This window comes from Stenotrophomonas sp. yr243 (assembly GCF_900184195.1).
Classification (GTDB): Bacteria; Pseudomonadota; Gammaproteobacteria; order Xanthomonadales; family Xanthomonadaceae; genus Stenotrophomonas; species Stenotrophomonas lactitubi.
Window position 1 is genome coordinate 411,954 of sequence record NZ_FXWT01000004.1, and the last position, 19,548, is coordinate 431,501.

At 66.7% G+C, this 19,548-nt stretch carries 17 protein-coding genes; 12 read left to right on the forward strand and 5 right to left on the reverse strand.

Annotation, left to right across the window (positions count from 1 at the left end):
- Positions 1–230 precede the first annotated feature (230 nt).
- Complete coding sequence (locus QOL57_RS18820; RefSeq protein ID WP_089238833.1) at positions 231–1,196, reverse strand: ribokinase; 966 nt, start codon at positions 1,194–1,196, stop codon at positions 231–233.
- A gap of 25 nt (positions 1,197–1,221) precedes the next feature.
- A complete protein-coding gene (locus QOL57_RS18825) occupies positions 1,222–2,520 on the reverse strand; it encodes a nucleoside transporter C-terminal domain-containing protein (RefSeq protein ID WP_089238835.1) in 1,299 nt (432 codons plus the stop codon).
- 193 nt (positions 2,521–2,713) lie between these two features.
- Between QOL57_RS18825 and QOL57_RS18830 the strand changes: the two genes are divergently transcribed.
- From QOL57_RS18830 to QOL57_RS18850, 5 genes are all read left to right on the forward strand, one after another.
- A complete protein-coding gene (locus QOL57_RS18830; RefSeq protein WP_089238837.1) occupies positions 2,714–3,685 on the forward strand; it encodes an aldo/keto reductase in 972 nt (323 codons plus the stop codon).
- Positions 3,686–3,882: 197 nt separating this feature from the next.
- A complete protein-coding gene (locus tag QOL57_RS18835; RefSeq protein WP_005412278.1) occupies positions 3,883–4,077 on the forward strand; it encodes a hemin uptake protein HemP in 195 nt (64 codons plus the stop codon).
- A gap of 152 nt (positions 4,078–4,229) precedes the next feature.
- Positions 4,230–6,449: a TonB-dependent hemoglobin/transferrin/lactoferrin family receptor gene (locus tag QOL57_RS18840; protein WP_280521849.1), complete on the forward strand. Its 2,220-nt coding sequence runs from the start codon at positions 4,230–4,232 to the stop codon at positions 6,447–6,449.
- Positions 6,450–6,453: 4 nt separating this feature from the next.
- Complete coding sequence (locus QOL57_RS18845; RefSeq protein ID WP_089238839.1) at positions 6,454–7,053, forward strand: Hemin transport protein; 600 nt, start codon at positions 6,454–6,456, stop codon at positions 7,051–7,053.
- 72 nt (positions 7,054–7,125) lie between these two features.
- A complete protein-coding gene (locus tag QOL57_RS18850) occupies positions 7,126–8,061 on the forward strand; it encodes a DUF6607 family protein (RefSeq protein WP_089238841.1) in 936 nt (311 codons plus the stop codon).
- 311 nt (positions 8,062–8,372) lie between these two features.
- Here the strand turns inward: QOL57_RS18850 and QOL57_RS18855 are convergent, their stop codons facing one another.
- Together QOL57_RS18855 and QOL57_RS18860 are read right to left on the reverse strand one after the other, a co-directional pair.
- Complete coding sequence (locus QOL57_RS18855; protein ID WP_089238843.1) at positions 8,373–10,886, reverse strand: FtsX-like permease family protein; 2,514 nt, start codon at positions 10,884–10,886, stop codon at positions 8,373–8,375.
- Positions 10,883–11,530: an ATP-binding cassette domain-containing protein gene (locus QOL57_RS18860; RefSeq protein WP_059066070.1), complete on the reverse strand. Its 648-nt coding sequence runs from the start codon at positions 11,528–11,530 to the stop codon at positions 10,883–10,885. Before QOL57_RS18860 ends, QOL57_RS18855 begins: the two co-directional genes overlap by 4 nt.
- Before the next feature lie 75 nt (positions 11,531–11,605).
- Here QOL57_RS18860 and QOL57_RS18865 point away from each other — a divergent pair, with 75 nt between their 5' ends.
- From QOL57_RS18865 to QOL57_RS18875, 3 genes are all read left to right on the forward strand, one after another.
- On the forward strand, positions 11,606–12,253 hold the full coding sequence (locus QOL57_RS18865; protein WP_089238845.1) for an arylesterase: 648 nt from the start codon (positions 11,606–11,608) through the stop codon (positions 12,251–12,253).
- Between the two features lie 90 nt (positions 12,254–12,343).
- Complete coding sequence (locus QOL57_RS18870; RefSeq protein ID WP_002811889.1) at positions 12,344–13,057, forward strand: response regulator transcription factor; 714 nt, start codon at positions 12,344–12,346, stop codon at positions 13,055–13,057.
- Positions 13,058–13,207: 150 nt separating this feature from the next.
- Positions 13,208–14,479 carry a HAMP domain-containing sensor histidine kinase gene (locus QOL57_RS18875; RefSeq protein ID WP_089238847.1) on the forward strand — a complete coding sequence of 424 codons (1,272 nt, stop codon included), beginning with the start codon at positions 13,208–13,210 and terminating at the stop codon, positions 14,477–14,479.
- Between the two features lie 383 nt (positions 14,480–14,862).
- Here QOL57_RS18875 and QOL57_RS18880 read toward each other — a convergent pair whose 3' ends face one another.
- Entirely contained in the window at positions 14,863–15,561 is a 699-nt protein-coding gene (locus QOL57_RS18880) for an SGNH/GDSL hydrolase family protein (RefSeq protein WP_089238849.1), read from the reverse strand.
- Positions 15,562–15,784: 223 nt separating this feature from the next.
- Between QOL57_RS18880 and QOL57_RS18885 the strand changes: the two genes are divergently transcribed.
- The 4 genes from QOL57_RS18885 (at position 15,785) to QOL57_RS18900 (ending at position 19,545) form a co-directional block, all read left to right on the forward strand.
- Positions 15,785–16,180 carry a diacylglycerol kinase gene (locus QOL57_RS18885; protein ID WP_025877898.1) on the forward strand — a complete coding sequence of 132 codons (396 nt, stop codon included), beginning with the start codon at positions 15,785–15,787 and terminating at the stop codon, positions 16,178–16,180.
- Between the two features lie 33 nt (positions 16,181–16,213).
- Positions 16,214–16,963, forward strand: a complete 750-nt coding sequence (locus tag QOL57_RS18890) for a TerC family protein (RefSeq protein ID WP_089238853.1) — start codon at positions 16,214–16,216, stop codon at positions 16,961–16,963.
- Between the two features lie 230 nt (positions 16,964–17,193).
- The gene (locus QOL57_RS18895) at positions 17,194–18,354 is read left to right on the forward strand and encodes an MFS transporter (protein WP_089238855.1); all 1,161 of its coding nucleotides are present in this window, start codon (positions 17,194–17,196) and stop codon (positions 18,352–18,354) included.
- Between the two features lie 570 nt (positions 18,355–18,924).
- A complete protein-coding gene (locus tag QOL57_RS18900; protein ID WP_025877902.1) occupies positions 18,925–19,545 on the forward strand; it encodes a LemA family protein in 621 nt (206 codons plus the stop codon).
- Positions 19,546–19,548 lie beyond the last annotated feature (3 nt).

The following is a 19,548-nucleotide window of genomic DNA, read 5'->3' on the forward strand; positions in this document are numbered from 1 at the left end:
TGCTTCCGTCGCCCCCAAGGGCAGGCGATGGTGGTCGGCTGGGTGAACCGGCAACGCGCATCCACGCATGGCGTGGATCTACTACGGGCCCGACCCGCGCGGATGGGGCCTTCGCGCCCCGCGTCCCGGTAGATCCACGCCATGCGTGGATGGGGCCTTGCCCACGAATGTGAAAAGGCCCGGGCATCTGCATGCCCGGGCCCGATCATCATCCCCGCGGGGATGTGGCGTTATTTCACTTCGGCGTCGGCCGGGGTGAAGCGCGGCATTGCCGCGGCCGCGCCTTCCTTCTCGGTCGAACGACCGGCGAACTGGTTGGCGAAGCGCACGTGGCGGGCGAACGGAGCGTCCGGCACCTGGGCGATCGAGGCCACCAGCGCACCGTTGAAGGCGTCGCCGGCACCGGTGGTGTCGATCGCCTGCACCTGTTCGGCACCCACGCGGTAATACGGCTGGGTGTCACCACGCAGGTGCTCGTCGGCATGCGACACAAACACGCCCACCGAACCCAGGGTCACCACCACCGTGCCGTTGCCGACCAGCTTGCGGCACAGCGCATGCAGGCTGGCGCCGTCCAGCGCGGCAACGTCGTTGGCATCCACGCGCTCGCCGACATGACGGCCGAGCAGGGCGGCGAACTCGGTTTCGTTCGGGGTGATCACATCGGCCAGCTTGAGCAGGCCGATGCTCGACGGGGCATCAGCCGGGGCGGCGTTGAGAACGGTGGTGACACCCGCCTCACGGGCCACGGCCAGTGCCGCTTCGATGGTCTGCACCGGCGATTCCAGCTGCACCAGCACCACCTTGGCGCTGGTCAGCAGGGCCTGCTGTTGCTGCACGAAGTCGGTGCTCAGCGCCGCGTTGGCACCCGGGCCGATGACGATGGTGTTGCGGCCACGGGCATCGACATAGATGCCGGCGGTGCCGGTCGGCTCGCTGCTGGCTTCGGCGATCAGTGCGAAACCATCCTGCGCGGCCAGGTCACGGGCGGTGGCACCACCCGCATCGTCGCCCAGCGCACACAGGAAGCTGGTGTCAGCGCCGGCACGGCAGGCGGCAACGGCCTGGTTGAAGCCCTTGCCACCCGGACCGGTGCTGTAGCGGCCGGCAATGGTCGCACCCGGTGCCGGCAGCGACTCGCACCGCCACACGTGATCGACATTGAAGGAACCGACGACAACGACACTGCTGCTCATAGGGAATCTTTTCTCAAACAAGGGTTCAGCTGAAATGCGTCAGCACGCCGGCGATGGTAGCCGTCATGAAGGTTGCGATGGTACCGCCCAGCACCGCGCGCAGGCCGAACTTGGCCAGGTCGTGGCGACGTTCCGGTGCCAACCCGCCGATGCCGCCGATCTGGATCGCGATCGAACTGAAATTGGCGAAGCCGCACAGGGCGTAGGTGGCGATCAGGCGACCTTCTTCGGACAGGCTCATGCCCGGCACCTGGCCATTCACGATCTTCGACAGTTCGGTGTAGGCGACGAACTCGTTGATCACGACCTTCTGGCCGATCAGCGAACCCACGGTAGTGGCATCGGCCCACGGAGTGCCGATCACCCAGGCGATCGGTGCCAGCACGTAGCCGAAGATGGTCGACAGGTCGGTCGGCTTGCCGATCGCAGCCGCCAGGCCGGTAACTTCACCGAGCCAGGTCAGCGGCGCATTGAGCAGCGCGATCAGGGCGATGAAGGCCAGCAGCATCGCACCGATGTTCAGTGCCAGCTTCAGGCCGTCACCGGCGCCGGCCGCAGCCGCGTCGATGATGTTGCTGGAGGTCTTCTCCACTTCCATCTTGACCGTGCCGCGGGTCAGCGGGGTGCCGGTTTCCGGAATCAGCAGCTTGGCCACGACCAGGGTGGCCGGGGCCGCCATGATGCTGGCCGCCAGCAGATGCTTGGCGTAGAACGCCTGCTGCACCGGATCGCCACCGCCCAGCATGCCCACGTACGCGGCAAGCACGCCGCCGGCGATATGGGCCATGCCGCCGATCATCATCGTCAGCAGCTCGGACTGGGTCATCTTGGCGATGTACGGACGCACCGTCAGCGGGGCCTCGGTCTGGCCGATGAACACGCTGGCGCAGACGCTGGTGGTTTCCGCACCGGACACGCGCATCACCTTGGTGATCGACCAGGCCATCACCCGCACGATCGCCTGCATGACATTGAGGTGGTACATGACCCCCATCAGCGCCGAGAAGAAGATGATCGTCGGCAGCACCTGGAAGGCGAAGATGAAACCGTAGTTCTTGACGTCCATCAACGAGCCGAAGATGAACTTCGAACCTTCGTTGACGAAGCTCAGCACTTTCACGAAGCCCTGGCCCAGCGCATCGAATACGTCGCGCCCGCCCGGTACCAGGATCACCAGTGCCGCAAATGCGATCTGCAGGGAGATGCCGGTGGCGACCAGCTTCCAGTCCACCGCGCGCTTGTTGTTGGAAAACAGCCAGGTGATGCCGATCAGCACCGCCAAACCGAACAGGCCGAAGCCGATCCTGCCCAAACCTTCGACCATCTGAGTGACTCCCCTGGGGCGTCGCGAAAAACGGGAAGCCTAGTGCAGGGCAGGGGCCGGAGCAAGGAAAAGCGGTCTGCGCGCGGCCATCGGCTCCGATCAGGCCAGCAACAGCAAGGGGTTGCGCCTGCCGGGACAGGTAGAATGGTGGCTTGATCCCGGCCCGTATGCGGGCCCGCAGCAGGAGAATCGCATGCTCTACCGTCGCCTTGGCTCCACCGGCCTGCCGATTTCCGCCCTGTCCTTCGGCGCCTGGGTGACCTTCGGTGACCAGGTGCCGCGCGATGAGGCACGCAACCTGGTGGCGGCGGCCTGGGACCATGGCATCAACTTCTTCGACAACGCCGAGGGCTATGCCAACGGCCGCGCCGAGCAGGTGATGGGCGATGTGATGGCCGACCTGCGCCTGCCGCGCGATGGTTTCTGCGTCTCCAGCAAGGTGTTCTTCGGCAGTGCCCAGGACCCGCGGCCGACCCAGCGCGGCCTGTCGCGCAAGCATGTGACCGACGCCTGCCATGCTGCGCTCAAGCGCCTGCGGGTGGAGTACCTGGACCTTTATTACTGTCATCGTCCGGATCCGGACGCCCCGATCGCTGAAACGGTGCATGCCATGGACACCCTGGTCCGACAGGGCAAGGTGCTGTACTGGGGCACGTCGGAATGGTCGGCCAACCAGATCCAGGAAGCAGTGGACATCGCCGCGCGCCACAACCTGCAGGCACCGTCGATGGAGCAGCCGCAGTACAACCTGCTGCATCGTGAGCGGGTGGAAGTGGAGTACGCGCCGCTGTATGCCACTGCCGGGCTGGGCACCACGATCTTCTCGCCGCTGGCCTCGGGCCTGCTGAGCGGCAAGTACGACGACGGCGTCCCGGCCGATGCGCGTCTGGGCCGCGAAGGCATGGGCTGGCTGCAGGACCTGGTGCTGGGCGACAACGCCGATGCGCGCCTGGCCCGGGTGCGTCGCTTCAGTGCAGTGGCGCGCGACCTGGGCCACGCCCCGGCCAGCCTGGCGATCGCCTGGTGCCTGCGCAATCCGAACGTCTCCAGTGTGATCCTCGGCGCCAGCCGGGTCAGCCAGCTGCTGCAGAACCTGCAGGCACTGGACGTGCTGGCGCAGGTGGACGACGCCGGCTGGGCACAGGTGGAAGCCGTATTCGCCTGAGGGCCGAGGACAGGTTGTAGGGCCGAGCCCACGCTCGGGCGACCTTACCGCGCCCAATTGCGCTTATTGCAATAGACAAAGACTATCGAAATTCAAATTTCGATCATTAATTCCATCAATTAAGTTGAGAATGATTGTTGATTGTCAACTGAGAATCATTATCATTTAACTCGTCCCTCGCACGAGTCCAGATGCTCATGAATGCTCAACCTGTACTGCTGCGCCCCGAAACGCTGACCCTCCGCGACCGCCCGGTTCGTGTCGTGCCGCCGGAAGAGGTCATCGACAGCGAAGCCCTGCTCAAGGGCCGTCGTGAAATCCTGATCCAGCACGGTGACCGTTTCTACCGTCTGCGTCATACCAGCAACGACAAGCTGATCCTGACCAAGTAACGCGGTCTGGTCGCCCGCCTCCCTCCCTCCTGCCGGCAGCGCCGACAGGGTGGGCGACCCGTCCGCTCCTGCTCTCTCCCCCTCGGTCTACCGTTCATGCCTGCTTGGTGTGGCGGTGGCCGGGGGTTCCCCTGCCTGACCGAATGATGCCGATGACCCGCCCGACCGCCCTTTCCATTGCCCTGTGGATGGCCCTGCCGCTGTCCGCCCATGCTGCTGCCGATGCCGCGCCCGACGCGCGCGAGTTCGATCGGGTGCAGGTCACCGCCACCCGCACCGAGCGGGCAGTGAGCGATGTCGCGGCCACCGTCGATGTGATCGACCGCGAGCAGATGGACCGGCAGCTGGTGCAGGACATCAAGGATCTGGTGCGCTACGAGCCGGGCTTGTCGGTCACCCGCAATGCCACCCGCTTTGGCCTCGACGGTTTCCGCATCCGTGGCCTGGACGGCAACCGCGTGCGCATCCAGACCGACGGCATCGTGATGCCGACCCGCTTCGACATCGGCGCGTTCTCCAGCGCCAATCGCAACTTCACCGACCTCGACACGCTCAAGCGCGTGGAGATCGTGCGCGGACCGGCCAGCTCGCTGTACGGCTCGGACGCGCTCGGTGGCGTGGTCGCGTTCGTCACCAAGGATCCGGCCGATTACCTGAAGGACGGCAAGGACAGCTACTTCGGCTTGAAATTCGGCTACGACGGTGAGTGGAAGGGCCTGCTTGGCGGTGCCACTGCTGCCTTTGGTGGCGAGCACTGGAGCGGCCTGGTCAACGTCAACCACCACCAAGGCCAGGAAACGGACAACAAGGGCACGGTGCGCAGCGACGACCGCACCCGCACTGCCGCCAACCCGCAGGACCGCGACGGTCGCAGTCTGCTCAGCAAGCTGGTCTACGCGCCGAGCGCGGACCAGCGCTTCCGCTTGACGGTGGAAGGCAACGAAGACACCACCGACACCAACGTACTGTCATCGGTCGGCCTCAACTCGGCCACCGGCATGAAGGCGCACGACACGCAGAAGCGGGGTCGTGTGTCGTTCGCCCACGAGATGGATGCGCTGGACCAGCCGTTCGCCGACAGCATGCACTGGCAGGTGTACGCGCAGAACAGCGAAACCCGGCAGCAGACCGACGAGACCCGCACCGACGGCAGCCGCCGCCACCGCGTTTTCTCCTTCGACCAGCATGCCTATGGCCTGCAGGCGCAGTTCAACAAGGCCTTCAGCACCGGCGCGGTCGAGCACGCGCTGACGTACGGCCTCGAAGGCACCCGTACCGAAATCCGCCAGAAGCGCGACGGCTACCAGGTCAGCAAGGCCGGCGTGGTCAGCAAGGCCATCGTCCCCGATGTGTTCCCGGTGCGTGACTTCCCGATCAGCAAGACCACCGAACTGGGTCTGTACGCCCAGGACGAGATGCGCTTTGCCGATGGCCGGCTGTCGCTGGTGCCGGGCGTGCGCGTCGATCGCTACGAGCTGAAGCCGGAAGTGGACAGCATCTTTGCCGAGGACAATCCAACCACGGCCGTGGCGCAGCTGAAGAAGACCAGCGTGTCGCCAAAGCTGGGCATGGTCTGGCGCTTCGACGACCAGTGGTCGCTGTTTGCCGGCTACGCACGTGGCTTCCGCTCGCCGCCGTACAACGACGTCAACATCGGCCTGACCAACGTCGCCTTCGGTTACACCGCCATCGCCAACCCGGACCTCAAGCCGGAAACCAGCGATGGCTACGAACTGGGCCTGCGCTTCATCGCACCGGCGGCCTACGTCAGCGTCAGCGGCTACTACAACGACTACAAGAACTTCATCGAATCCAACATCAACACCGGCCGCAATGCACAGGGTCTGATGGTGTTCCAGTCGCAGAACATCGCCGACGCCCGCATCTACGGTGCCGAAATGAAGGCCGGCATCGAGTTCGGCGAACTCAGCCCGGCGCTGAAGGGCTGGGCACTGCGCAGCGCGCTGGCGTGGTCGCGAGGTGACAACAAGACCGACGACGAACCACTGGCCTCGGTCGACCCGCTGCGCGGCACGCTGGGCCTGATGTACGACACCGACAGCTGGGGCGTCGAACTGGCTGGTACCTTCGTGCAGCGCAAGAAGCGCCTGCCGCCGCCCGCCGCGCAGACCAACCCGAACGCACCAGCGCCGTTCGTCTACCAGCCGGCAGGTTATGGCGTGCTGGACCTGATGGCGCACTGGAACTTCGCACCGGGCGCGACCTTCAACGTCGGCGTGTTCAACCTGGCCGACAAGCGCTACATCGAATGGTCCTCGATCACCCCGAGCCTGATCACCGACCGCGCGCTGAGCGATCGCTTCAGCAGCCCCGGCCGCACCTTCTCCGCCAGCCTCGCCGTTTCCTGGTGACCTCATGAGCCGAGCACTGTCCGCACGCAGGAATGACTCCACCGCCGCGCCACACAGCGCGGCCTGGCCGACCCCGGCACAGCTGGCCACGCTCGGCACCGTGTTGTGCCTGTACCACGCCGACGGCAACGAGCTGGGCGGCTGGCGCCAGGCAGTGCGCGTGCATGCCTGCCAGGGCGTGGACAGCGAGGGCCTGCGCGAAAGCCTGTGCTTCCTCGATGCACGTGGCCGCTGCGTGTGGCGCCTGTACCTGTTGCCGGACAGTGATTTCCTGGCCTGGGACCGGCTGGTGGCGACGCTGCCGCCAGGCCCGGAACACGACAGCGACGCCAGCGTCGGCGAGCGACTGTGGCGGCGCCTGGCCGGCCACCTCGGCGGCCAGCGCTGGCGCCTGTGCACGCTGCGCCTGCACGCTGCCGACGAGGGCCGGACCCTGGCCGCCAGCCTGTCCACGTTGTCGTCGCTCGGCGCGGCCACCGCGCGACGCATCGCCCGCCTGGAAGGCGCCGAAGGCGAACTGGCGATCGACGACTGTTGTTGTGCCGATGCCGCACGCCGCCCTGCCGCGCGCGCTCCCGGCGACCTGCCGCTGGTTCGCCTGTGACCTGATTGCGATGGATCGACTGCTGGCCAGGATGGCCTTTCCACGAAACCTGCAACCCCGAAGGAAGACCCGATGAAGTTCCAGACAGCCAGCGTGATGGTGCTGCTCGCCGCCAGTGGCGCCGCCAGCGCGCAGCCCTCCGACATCGCCCGCGACCATGACAGCATCCTGGCCATGCAGGGTGAGTACACGGTGGATTTCGCCTTCGATGAGACCGTGCTGCTGAAGCCGGGTTACGAGCGCGCACCGGCCATGCGCAGCGGCGGCAACGAAGTGGTGATCGTGGTCGAGGACAGCCCGAAGCGCATCGTTCTGCAGCACCTGCTGGTGGACAGCAAGAGCGGCCACGTGACCAAGCACTGGCGCCAGGACTGGGTGTACGAGGCGCCGAACCGCTTCGAGTTCAGCGCCGACCAGACCTGGCAGGTACGCACAATCGCGGCCGCGACCAACAAGGGGGCCTGGACCCAGTGTGTGTACGAAGTCAGCGATGCACCGCGCTACTGCGGCACCGGCACGTGGTCCTATGGCAACAACGTGCCGACCTGGACCAGCGACATCAGCTGGCGGCCGCTGCCACGCCGCGAATACACCAAGCGCAGCGATTACAACGCGCTGGCCGTGGTCAACCGCCACACCCTGACCCCGAACGGCTGGACCCACGAGCAGTTCAACACCAAGGTGCAGCGCAACGCGGATGGCAGCCAGATCGAAATCGCCCGCGAATTCGGCTTCAACGATTACATCAGGACCACCGAGGTCGACTTCACTCCGGCGCGCGATTACTGGAAGGCCACTGCCGGTTACTGGAGCAAGGTGCGCCAGCGTTGGGACGGCTTCCTGGCCCAGGCCCCGGGCGTGCACCTGAAGACCAAGCTCGACGGCATGGCGATGATCATCCCGTTGTTCACCCAGGCCGAGGACGTGCAGGCCGGCAAGAAGGTGAAGGACAAGCAGATCGACGAAGTCTTCGCCAAGTACGTGGAAAAGGCGCCGAAGGAAGGTTGATCACTGCGGCCGGTGTCGGACGTGCACTGCTCTGGTGGGTGCCGAGCTTGCTCGGCACGCTCTCCGGTGGTGATTGCACCCGGCATCCGCGCATGGCGTGGATCTACCGGGATCATCGGCACTGCATCCACGCATGGCGTGGATCTACTTGAGCTGTCGGCACTGCATCCACGCTTGGCGTGGATCTACTGGAGCTGTCGGCACTGCATCCACGCATGGCGTGGATCTACTGGCATGCGCAGCGTGGATCTACTGGGGCTATCGCTGGTAGATCCACGCCATGCGTGGATGCCTTTGCTTTCACAACGGCGTCAGGCCTCGCGCAATGCCAATGCCGGCGGCGTGTGCAGGATCCGCCGGGTGCCCAACCAGCCGGCCAGCAGGCTCAGCGCGATGCCGAGCAGGCCGCCCAACACCAGACCCGGCCACGGCGGCAGCAGCGGCAGTTCGAACACCTTCTGCGACACCGCCACGCCGATCACCGCTGCCGCGCCCACCGCCAGCAGCGCAGCCAACGCGCCCAGCGCACCGAACTCGACCAGCACCGCGCCACGCAGCTGGCGCCGCGTTGCACCCAGCGTACGCAGCACCGCGCTGTCATAGCGGCGCTCGCCAGCCGTCGCCTGCAGTGCCGCCAGCAGCACCAGCACGCCAGCCAGCAGGCTGAACACCATCACCAGCTGCACCGCCTGCGCTACCCGTTCCATCACATCGCGCACCTGCGAGATCACTGCATCCACGTCCAGCAGCGACAGGTTCGGCTGCGCACGCACCAGTGCCCCGAGACCCGCGGCCTGTCCCGCCGGCAGATGGAACGCCGACAGCAGGTTGTGCGGTGTATCGCCCACTGCGTTCGGGTTCAGCAGCACGAAGAAGTTCGGCCGGAAGGTGTTCCAGTCGGCCTTGCGCACGCTGGTGACGTTGAACTCGCGCTCCTGCTCGCCCACCGCAATGGTGATGCGATCACCCGGGTACACGCCGTAGCGCTTGGCCCAGCCGATCTCCACGGAGGCCTCGGCAGCGGTGCTGTCCGGCTTCCAGAACGTGCCGTTGACCAGCGTATTGGCCGGCGGGAACGTGCTGCGCCAGCTGAAGTTCAACGGACGGTTCTCGTCATCGTCGTCGCGCTGTCCTTCGCCCTGCGGCTGACTGTCGTCGGCCGGCGTGCGGTCCACCCGCAGCGGTGGTTTGCCGTTGATTGCGATCAGGCGGCCGGTGGCCATCGGTTCGATGCTGGCATCATCCGCACCCAGGCCTTGCAATGCGGCCAGCACGCTGTCGCGCTGCTCGGGCTGGATGTTGATCAGGAAGTAGTTCGGCGTGTCCGCGGGCAGGCGCTCGCGCCACTGCTGCAGCAGGCCGGGGCCGATCACCGCCAGCAGCAGCAGGGCGCACAGCGACAGTGACAGCCCCACCAGCTGCATCACTGCCAGCATCCGCCGCCGCGTCAGCGCGGCCAGGCCCAATCGCCAGTTGCCGTGCAGACGATGCTGCAGGCCACGCAGCAGCTGCAGCAGCAGGAACCCAACCACGCCTGCGGCGACCGCCAGCCCGGCCAGGCCACCCAGCACCCACAGGGCCAGCTTCAGGTCGCCGGTGACCTGCACCGCCAGTACCAGGCTGGCCGCCAGTGCGGCCACATAGGCCAGCAGCGAAGCCGGCGGCAAGGCGGCGAACGAGCGGTTGAGCACACGCATGGGCGGCACGCCACGCAGGCGCAGCAGCGGCGGCAGTCCGAAGCCGAACAGCAGCAACAGGCCGATCCCCGCGCCGGTCAGCGCAGGCATCGCTTCGGGCAACGGCAGGCGTTGCGGCACCAGGCTGCCCAGTACCTGCACCAGTCCTTCCTGCGCCGCCATGCCCAGGCCGATGCCGATCGCACAGGCCGGCACGGCCAGCATCAGCAGCTGCAGGGCCAGGCCAGCGAGGATGTCGCGCTGGCGTGCGCCCAGGCAGCGCAGGATCGCCACCTGGTCGATGCGACGCAGGGCGAACCGGTTGGCCGCCAGTGCGGTGGCCACGCCGGCCAGCAGTACCGCCAGCAGTGCGCTCAGGCCGAGGAAACGACCGGCCAGGTCGAAGGCCTGGCGCACCCCGCGCTGGGTATCGTTCACGCTGAGCAGGCGCATGCCTTTTACCTGCGGCAGCAACCATTGCCGGAAGGCCGCGATATCGGTGGCGGTGCCCGCGAACATCAGCCGGTAGTTGATGCGGCTGCCGGGGCCGAGCAGGCCGGTGCCTTCCACATCGGCGCGGTTGACCAGCAGGGTCGGCGACAGCGTCAGCAGGTCGCCACCGGCATCCGGTTCCGATTCGATGATGCCGGCGATGCGCAGCGTGCCCGCACCGAATTCCAGATCGTCGCCGGCCTTCAGGCCCAGCGCCTGCAGCAGGCGTGGATCGGCATAGGCCTGGCCCTTGGCCGGCATGCCGGCATCGGCGATCAGCGTGCCGCCCGGCGTGGCGCGCACGCGCAGCGCGCCACGCAGCGGGTAGCCTGCTTCCACCGCCTTGATGCTGGCCATCTGGCTGGCGTCGCCCTGGAACAGCACGCTGCCGAAGCTGGCCAGCCGCGTGTGCGCCAGGCCGCGTCGCTGCGCCTCGTCGGCGAACGCGGCAGGCGGGTCGTCGCGCCCGGCCACGCCGAGGTCGCCGCCGAGCATTTCCGCCGCGCTGCCGGTCAGTGCCAGGTTGACCCGGTTGACCAGCGTGCCCACCGCCGTCATCACCGCCACGCCCAGTACCAGGGCGGCGAAGACGGTCAGCAGGTCACCGGCCAGGGCTTCGCGGCGCAGCGCGCGCCACGCATGCCGCAGCAGGTTCATGCGTCCACTCCATGTTCCACCGGCTGCAGGCGGCCGTTGTCGATGCGATGGATGTACTGGCAGCGCTGCGCCAGGCGCAGGTCGTGGGTGACCAGCACCAGGGTGGTACCGCTGCCGGCATTGAGTTCGAACAGCAGATCGCTGATGTGCTGGCCGGTAGCCTGGTCCAGCGAGCCGGTGGGCTCATCGGCGAACAGGATGCGCGGGCGGCTGACGAAGGCACGGGCGAGGGCGACACGCTGCTGCTCGCCGCCGGACAACTGCCGCGGATAGTGGCGGGCGCGATGCGAGAGTCCGACCGCAGCCAGCACCTCATCCACCCGCGTGCGGTCCTCGCGACCCGCCAGTTCCAGTGGCAGCGCGATGTTCTCGGCCGCCGTCAGCGCCGGCAGCAGGTGAAAGCTCTGGAACACGAAGCCGACGTCGCGGGCGCGCAGCTGTGCCCGCGCTTCTTCATCCAACGCCGTCAGATCCTGGCCCGCCAGCGCGATGCGGCCGCGGCTGGGCAGGTCCAGCCCGGCCAGCAGGCCGAGCAGGGTGGTCTTGCCGGAACCGGAGGCGCCGACGATGGCCACGCTGGTGCCTTCATGGACGGTCAGGGTGATGTTGTCCAGTATGTGGACTTCACCCTCCGGGCCATGCACGGATTTGCCGACCTGGTCGACGGCGATGGCGACGGGCGCGCTGCGGGGGGACAGGCTGTCGATGAGGAGACTCCAATGCACAAGACGGGATGGAGCCGGCAAGCCGGCGCAATGATGGTGCTGTTGCTAGGGTTGCTGCTGTTGCCGGCACTGGCGTGTGCCAAAGGTCCGGCCACCGGTACCGTGCTGGTGCTCGGTGACAGCCTCAGTGCCGCCCACAATATCCCGGCCGATGCAGGCTGGGTCAGCCTGCTGCAGCAGCGGGTCAGGCAGCAGTCGAAAACCCCGCCGCGCATCGTCAACGCCAGCATGAGCGGGGAAACCACTGCCGGCGCGCTGACCCGCCTGCCAGGCCTGCTCGGCCGCGAGAAGCCTACGGTGGTGGTGATCGCCCTCGGGGGCAACGATGCGCTGCGCGGCCTGACTCCGGCGCAGGTGCAGGGCAACCTGGAAAAAATGGTGCAGGCCAGCCAGAAGGCCGGTGCCAAGGTGCTGCTGCTGGGCATCGACGTACCGCCCAACTATGGGCCGGGCTACCGCCAGCGCTTGGCGGCGGCGTACCGGACACTGGCTACACAGTACAAGGTGCCGTTGCTGCCGTTCCTGCTGGAAGGCGTGGCCCTGCAGCCGGGCTTGATGCAGGCCGATGGCCTGCACCCCACCGCGCAGGCGCAGCCGAAAGTGCTGGACAACGTATGGCCGCTGCTGAAACCACTGCTGTGAGCACGCCATCTTCTTTTCATTGACGCAACTTCACATCGCGTGCACCGTCGATCGGGCATGTTTCACAAAGCTGAAGAAAGAGGGATTCTCATGCGTCAGACGAAGGAGACTTCCGGCTTGGTGCTGGTGGTCGAAGACAACCGCAATATCTCCGAGATGATCGGTGAATACCTGGAAGGCCGTGGCTTCGAGGTGGACTATGCGCAGGATGGCCTGGACGGCTACCGTCTGGCTGCCGAGAACAGCTACGACGTGGTCGTGCTGGACCTGATGCTGCCGCGGCTGGATGGCATCGAAGTGTGCCGCCGGCTGCGCAACGATGCGCGCAAGTCGACCCCGGTGCTGATGCTGACCGCGCGCGACACGCTGGATGACAAGCTCACCGGCCTCGGTTTCGGTGCCGACGATTACCTGACCAAGCCGTTCGCGATCCAGGAACTGGAAGCCCGCCTGCGCGCGCTGATCCGCCGTGAACGTCGCCAGGTCGGTTCGGAAGTGCTCAAGGTCGCAGACCTGGTGCTCGATCCGGTCAGCATGCGTGCCACGCGTGCCGGCACCGAGCTGCAGCTGTCGCCGATCGGCCTGCGCCTGTTGACCATCCTGATGCGCGAATCGCCGCGTGTGGTCACCCGCCAGGAAATCGAGCGCGAAATCTGGGGCAACGGCCTGCCTGATTCGGACACGTTGCGCAGCCACCTGTACAACCTGCGCAAGATCATCGACAAGCCGTTCGACCGGCCGCTGCTGCACACCGTGCAGAGCGCGGGCTATCGCATTGCCGATATCGCCCAGCCGATGGCCTGATCGACGTCGTGCCGGTGGTGCAGCAGAACCGGCACGGCCGTGGTCGGCAGGGAAAAGGTGAACGTTCCGGATGCCCGGTCGTCATCGTCCATGCACGATCACGGCACAGCGCGCTGCCTATAATCGCAGCGCTCTGACCGGGACACCGCAATGCCGCACGGCCTGCCGCGCAAGATCCGTATCGCCTTCATCCTGCAAGCCGTGCTGGCCAGCCTGGGTATCCTGCTGGGTGCCTGGCTGGTTTCGCTGGTGATCAAGCACAGCCTGGTCGGTGCAGCCCTGCGCGAAGAAGCGGCGTACTACTGGACGCTGCACGAGGCGTCGCCCGTGCAGCCGCCGCCCAATACCCAGAACATCCGTGGCTACCTGCTGGAACGCGGGCAGTCCAGCCTGTCACTGCCCGCCAACCTGCGCACGTTGGAACCGGGTTTCCACGAACTGCCCGACGATGATCAGCTGGTGCTGGTCGACGCCCGCGAAGAGGGCCGCCTGTACCTGGTGTTCCTGCGCTCGCGCGCGGAGATGCTGGCGTTCTGGTTCGGCATCGTGCCGGTGCTGCTGACCCTGCTGGCGGTGTATGGCGCCTCCTGGATCACCTACCGTGCCTCCAAACGCCTGGTATCACCGGTGAACTGGCTGGCGCGCCGCGTCTCGCGCTGGGATCCGGGTCATCCGGAAGCGGCCGATCTGGAGCCGAACAAGCTGCCCGCGGACATGCAGGGCGAGACCCGGCAACTGGCAGCGGCGCTGCATTCGCTGGCCAACCGGGTCACTGCGCACGTGGCCCGCGAGCGCAACTTCACCCGTGATGCCAGCCATGAACTGCGCACGCCGCTGACCGTCATCCGGGTGGCCAGCGACATGGCGCTGGGCGATGAAAGCCTGGAGCCGCGCCTGCGCCGCAGCCTGCAGCGCATCCAGCGTGCCGGGCGGGACATGGAAGCGGTGATCGATGCGTTCCTGATCCTGGCCCGCGAGGCCGACGTCGAGCCGCAGGTGGAACTGTTCGACGTCAACGACATCGTCCGCTACGAAGTGGACAACGCCAATGAGCTGCTGGTGGGCCGGCCGCTCGCGGTGCACCTGCACAGCGATGCGGCCGTGCAGCTGCACGCACCGCCGAGGGTGCTGCAGGTAGTGGTCAGCAACCTGGTGCGCAATGCCTGCAGTTATACCGACGAAGGTCGCATCGACGTGCACGTGCACAACGACCGGGTGGTGGTAAGCGATACCGGCATCGGCATGTCGGCAGACGCGCTGTCGCGTGCGTTCGAGCCGTTCTATCGCGCTGATCCCAGCCGACCGCAGGGTACGGGCCTGGGGTTGTCGATCGTGCGTCGCCTGTGTGACCGCTTTGGCTGGAAGGTCACCTTGGCCAGCGAGCTGGGCAAGGGCACCGAGGCGACGGTGGTTTTCCGCTGAGGGCCGGGCGGCGCCCGGCACCCGCGGTAGTGCCGGCCGCTGGCCGGCAACCTCAACAGCAACAGCGACAGCGGGCGTTCCGTGGGATGGCGGGGCGCTGTGGGTGTGCGGGGCCGCCGTGAACCCCCAGGCCGGCCCAGCCGCTGGCGGCTGGGCGTTCGGGCGCTTGCGAAGCAGTGCTTCGCAAGCAAAGCGCCCTCACCCATGGGGGCTTGGTCGCCGCATCCATGCGGCTCACACCCCGCAAACCCACAGCGCCCCGCCTTCGACAGGTTCCCGCTGCTGTTGGTAGGTGTCGACCTTGGTCGACACGTAGATCCTCGCCATGCGTGGATGAAGCGTCCCCGGTAGTGCCGGCCGCTGGCGGGCAACCCCAGCATCACTCAGTTGCAGTTGACCTTCGGCGCCAGCGCCTTGGTCCAGATCGCATAGCCGGCCGGGGTCATGTGCAGCATGTCCTCGCGGAACAACGCGGCATCGGGCTGCCCATCGGCCCCGAGCATCGGTGTGTAGATGTCGGTGTAGCCGGTGTTGGGCAGCTTCGCCAGCGCAGCCTTGATCTTCGCGTTGGCGTCGTTGATCGCCGGCAGCAGGTGCGCCCGCGACGGGCTGGGCTTGATGGAGACGTATTCCACCTTCGTCTTCGGCAGGTCGCGATGCACGCGCTGCACGAAGGCCACCACATCGTCGCGTACCTGGGTCGCGCTGCGGCCGCTGTTGAGGTCGTTGTCGCCGGCGTAGAAGAACACCTTGCACGGCGCGTACGGCACGATGGCCTGGCCGGCATACCAGGTGCTGTCGCGTACTTCCGAACCACCGAAGCCGCGGTTGAACACCGGCTGCCCCGGGAAGTCCTGGGCCAGGCTGTCCCACATGCGGAAGGATGAGCTGCCAATGAATTCGATGCCGCCGCGCGGCGGCGGATTGGTCCGGTCGGCACTGGCGAAGGACGCCATGTCGGCGGCCCAGGCCACGTTGGAGACCTGCGCGGGTACCTGCGGCGGCGCCGGCGGGCTCAGGGCCTGGGCCAGCGGCACGGCCAGCAGGCCAAGCAGGATCAGGCAGGTGCGGGGACGGGTCATCAGGCACTCCGGCAGGGCAGGGGGCATCCATCATAGAAGCTGGTCGGGCCCCGCGCTTGGCCGCGCAGGGCCGTTCGCGGGGCCTCGCGGCGGCGCGTCCGGAGTGCCCTTGCCGCCCTTGTGGCAAAATGGGGGCTGTCTGCCTATCCCTGTGCACCCATGATTCCCTGCCGTGCGTCTGAGCGGTCGCTGCGCCGCGCCCCTGTTGCTGGATCCTTCACCCGTGGCTGATCAGTTCGGCCACATGCCCCGCGGCCCGCGCCGTATCTTCCAGGCCGCCCGCTGGTCCTGGCAGGGTCTGCGAGCCGCCTGGCTGCATGAGTCCTCGTTCCGGCTGGAGGTCTACCTGCTGGTGCTGCTGACGCCGCTGGCGATCTGGTTGGGCCAGACACCGGTGGAGCGCGCGCTGATGATCGGCTCGATGCTGCTGGTGCTGGCGATGGAGCTGGCCAACTCGGCCATCGAGGCGGTGATCGAGCGCTATGGCGCGGAAATCCACGAACTGGCCGGCCGCGCCAAGGACATGGGCTCGGCGGCAGTGTTCGTGCTGATGATGAACGTGCTGCTGTGCTGGGCCCTGGTGCTGGTGCCGCGATTGTTCCCGGCCAGCGTCGGCTGATCCTTCTTCCTCCCCCCTTGTTGAAGACTTCCCATGTCCCTTGAGCTTCTCGCCGATCCGAATGTCTGGTTGACCCTGTTCACCTTGAGCGCGCTGGAAATCGTGCTCGGCATCGACAACCTGGTGTTCATCTCCATCGCCGTCAGCAAGCTGCCCGAAGAGCGCCGTCCGTTCGCGCGCCGCCTCGGCATCGCCGTGGCGTGCATCACCCGTATCGGCCTGCTGGTATCGCTGGCGTACCTGGCGCACATGCAGGCGAACCTGTTCACCGTGGCCGGCATGGGTATCTCCATCCGCGACCTGGTGCTGATCGTCGGTGGCCTGTTCCTGATCATCAAGGGCTGGATGGAGATCAAGGAAATGATCTCCGGTGGCGAGGACGAGGATCCGAGCACCACCAAGACCTCGGCCGTGTTCGGCTACGTGATCGCGCAGATCGCGATCATCGACATCGTGTTCTCGCTGGACTCGGTGATCACCGCTGTCGGCATCGCCGACCATGTGCCGGTGATGGTCGCTGCGATCCTGCTGTCGGTGGCGGTGATGCTGCTGGCGGCCAACCCGCTGGGCCGTTTCATCGATGCCAACCCGACCGTGAAGATGCTGGCCCTGGCCTTCATCCTGCTGATCGGTGCAGTGCTGATCCTGGATGGCCTGGACGTGCACGTGCCCAAGCCCTACATCTACGCCGCGATGGGCTTCTCGGTGCTGGTGGAGTGGCTGAACCTGCTGATGCGCCGCCGCGCACGCGAACACCACGTGCCGGGCGCCGGCGACTGGTAAGCACGACCCCGAACCCCCGGCCAGCGCCGGGGGTTCTTCGTTCTGCCTTGTAGAGCCGAGCCCATGCTCGGCTTCGCTTGCCGCCGCCAGCCGAGCGTGGGCTCGGCTCTACAGAAGCGGCAATTGCACTACTTGTGAACCTGGATCAACACTGTTTTCCCGGGGCGAGGCTTAATCCCGCGTTGCAATGCGCGCAGGCTACGCACTCCCGATTTCCTCCCCCGGATCCCATGAATTCCAGAGCCGCCCTGCTGGCACTCGCCGTCGGCGCCTTCGCCATTGGCACCACCGAGTTCACCCCGATGGGCTTGCTGCCGGTCATCGCCAGCGGCGTCGGGGTCAGCATCCCCACCGCCGGCATGCTGATCACCGCCTACGCGGTGGGGGTGATGCTGGGCGCACCGGTGATGACCCTGCTGATGGGACGCTTCGGCAAGCGCACCGCGCTGATGCTGCTGATGTCGATCTTCGTGGTCGGCAACGTGCTGTCGGCGCTGGCCCCGAACTACGGCCTGCTGTTGCTGTCGCGGCTGGTGGCCAGCCTCAATCACGGCGCGTTCTTCGGCATTGGCGCGGTGGTCGCCGCCAGCCTGGTGCCCAAGGAGAAGCAGGCGGCGGCGGTGGCAACGATGTTCATGGGCCTGACCATCGCCAACATCGGTGGCGTGCCGCTGGCGACCTGGGTCGGCCAGCAGCTGGGATGGCGCCTGGCCTTTGCCGGCACTGCCGTACTCGGCGTGGTGGCGATCACCGCCTTGGCCATGGCACTGCCGGCTTCCGCAGCGGGTGCACGCCCGGATGTCCGACGTGAACTGAAATCGATCATGCAGCCGCAGGTACTGCTGGCGATGGCGACCACGGTGCTGGGCGCAGGTGCGATGTTCACCCTCTACACCTACGTGGCGCCGGTGTTGACCGAGCTGACCGGCGCGTCGAACGCTTTCATCGCGTTGTCGCTGGCGCTGATCGGTATTGGTTTCACCGTTGGCAACGGCATCGGCGGACGCATGGCCGACTGGTCGCTGGACGGTTCGACCCGCATCCTGCTGGCGGTACTGGCGGCGCTGATGTTCGTGCTGCCACTGGCCTTCATGAGCCACGCGACCGCAGCGCTTGGCATGTTGCTGTTCGGCGCGGCGACCTTCGCCATCGTGCCGCCGCTGCAGATCCGGGTGATGCAGGCGGCGAGCGAGGCGCCTGGACTGGCGTCGTCGATCAACGTCGGTGCGTTCAACCTCGGCAATGCACTGGGCGCGGCGCTGGGTGGTGCGGTGATCAGCCTTGGGCTGGGCTACGCGGCGATTCCGGTGGCCGGTGGCCTGCTGGCGGCATCGGCACTGCTGCTGGCGTGGCTGGGGCGTGCGCGCGTGCCGGCGGCTGAGGCTTGCTGAGAGATGTGTTCCGGCAGGGCTGCGCCCTGCACCCGCAGGCCGGAGCAACAGCCAGAGCAACGTCAAAAGCGGGTTTGCTGTGGGACGGCGGGGTGGGTCAGCTTGCGGGGGACGCTGCAAGTGCGTCCCTGTAAGCTCGGTCGCGCCATCCATGGCGCTCACGCCCCCGCAAGCTGACCCACCCCGCCTTCGACAGATTTCCGCGACCTGTCGGGACGGCGTTCTGTGCTGTTGGTAGGTGTCGACCTTGGTCGACACAAATGTCTGAAGAATCGGTTTTCGCTTTTGATTTTTTTCTTTTGATCTTCCCGCGGTGCGCAGGAAATTGTCCGTGGCCGGGAGGGTGGGTTGGCTGGGGGCGTAAGCGCCAAGGATGGCGCGCCCGAGCCTACAAGGACGTATTCACGGCGTCCCCCAGCCAACCCACCCTCCCGGCCGCCACCCGATAGCCAGCCACGAACCACCGCGGAGGGGGCGGCGCCCGATGGCCGACGATGGTCGACACTCTCCACACGCCCGTTAACACCGACCATGGCATGCTCGGCGCTCAGTCCACCCGGAGCCTTGGCCATGCGCCTGCTGACCCGCCTCATTCCCCTGTTGCTGCTGGCCTCCCTGCTGTCCGGCTGCGGCTACAACGCCATCCAGCAGAAGGACGAAGCGGTCAAGGCCAGCTGGTCCGAAGTGCTCAACCAGTACAAGCGCCGCGCCGACCTGGTGCCGAACCTGGTGCAGACCGTGAAGGGTTTCGCCAGCCAGGAAGAGCGCGTGCTGACCGAAGTCACCAACGCCCGCTCGCGCGTTGGCCAGATCAACGTCAACGCCGACGATGAAGCCTCGCTCAAGCAGTTCCAGCAGGCCCAGGGTGAACTCGGCAGCGCGCTGTCACGCCTGCTGGTGGTCACCGAGAACTACCCGGTGCTGAAGTCCGACCAGAACTTCCGCGATCTGCAGGCGCAGCTGGAAGGTACCGAGAACCGCATCACCGTCGCCCGTGGCCGCTACATCCAGCAGGTGCAGGATTACAACACCTACATCCGCTCGTTCCCGCAGCTGATCACCGCCAAGATCTTCGGCTATCAGCCCAAGCCGAACTTCACCGTGGAAAACGAAGCGCAGATCTCCAACGCGCCGGCGGTTGATTTCGGCAACGCGCCGCAGCAGCAGCCCGCCCCGGCCCCGGGCCACTGACCG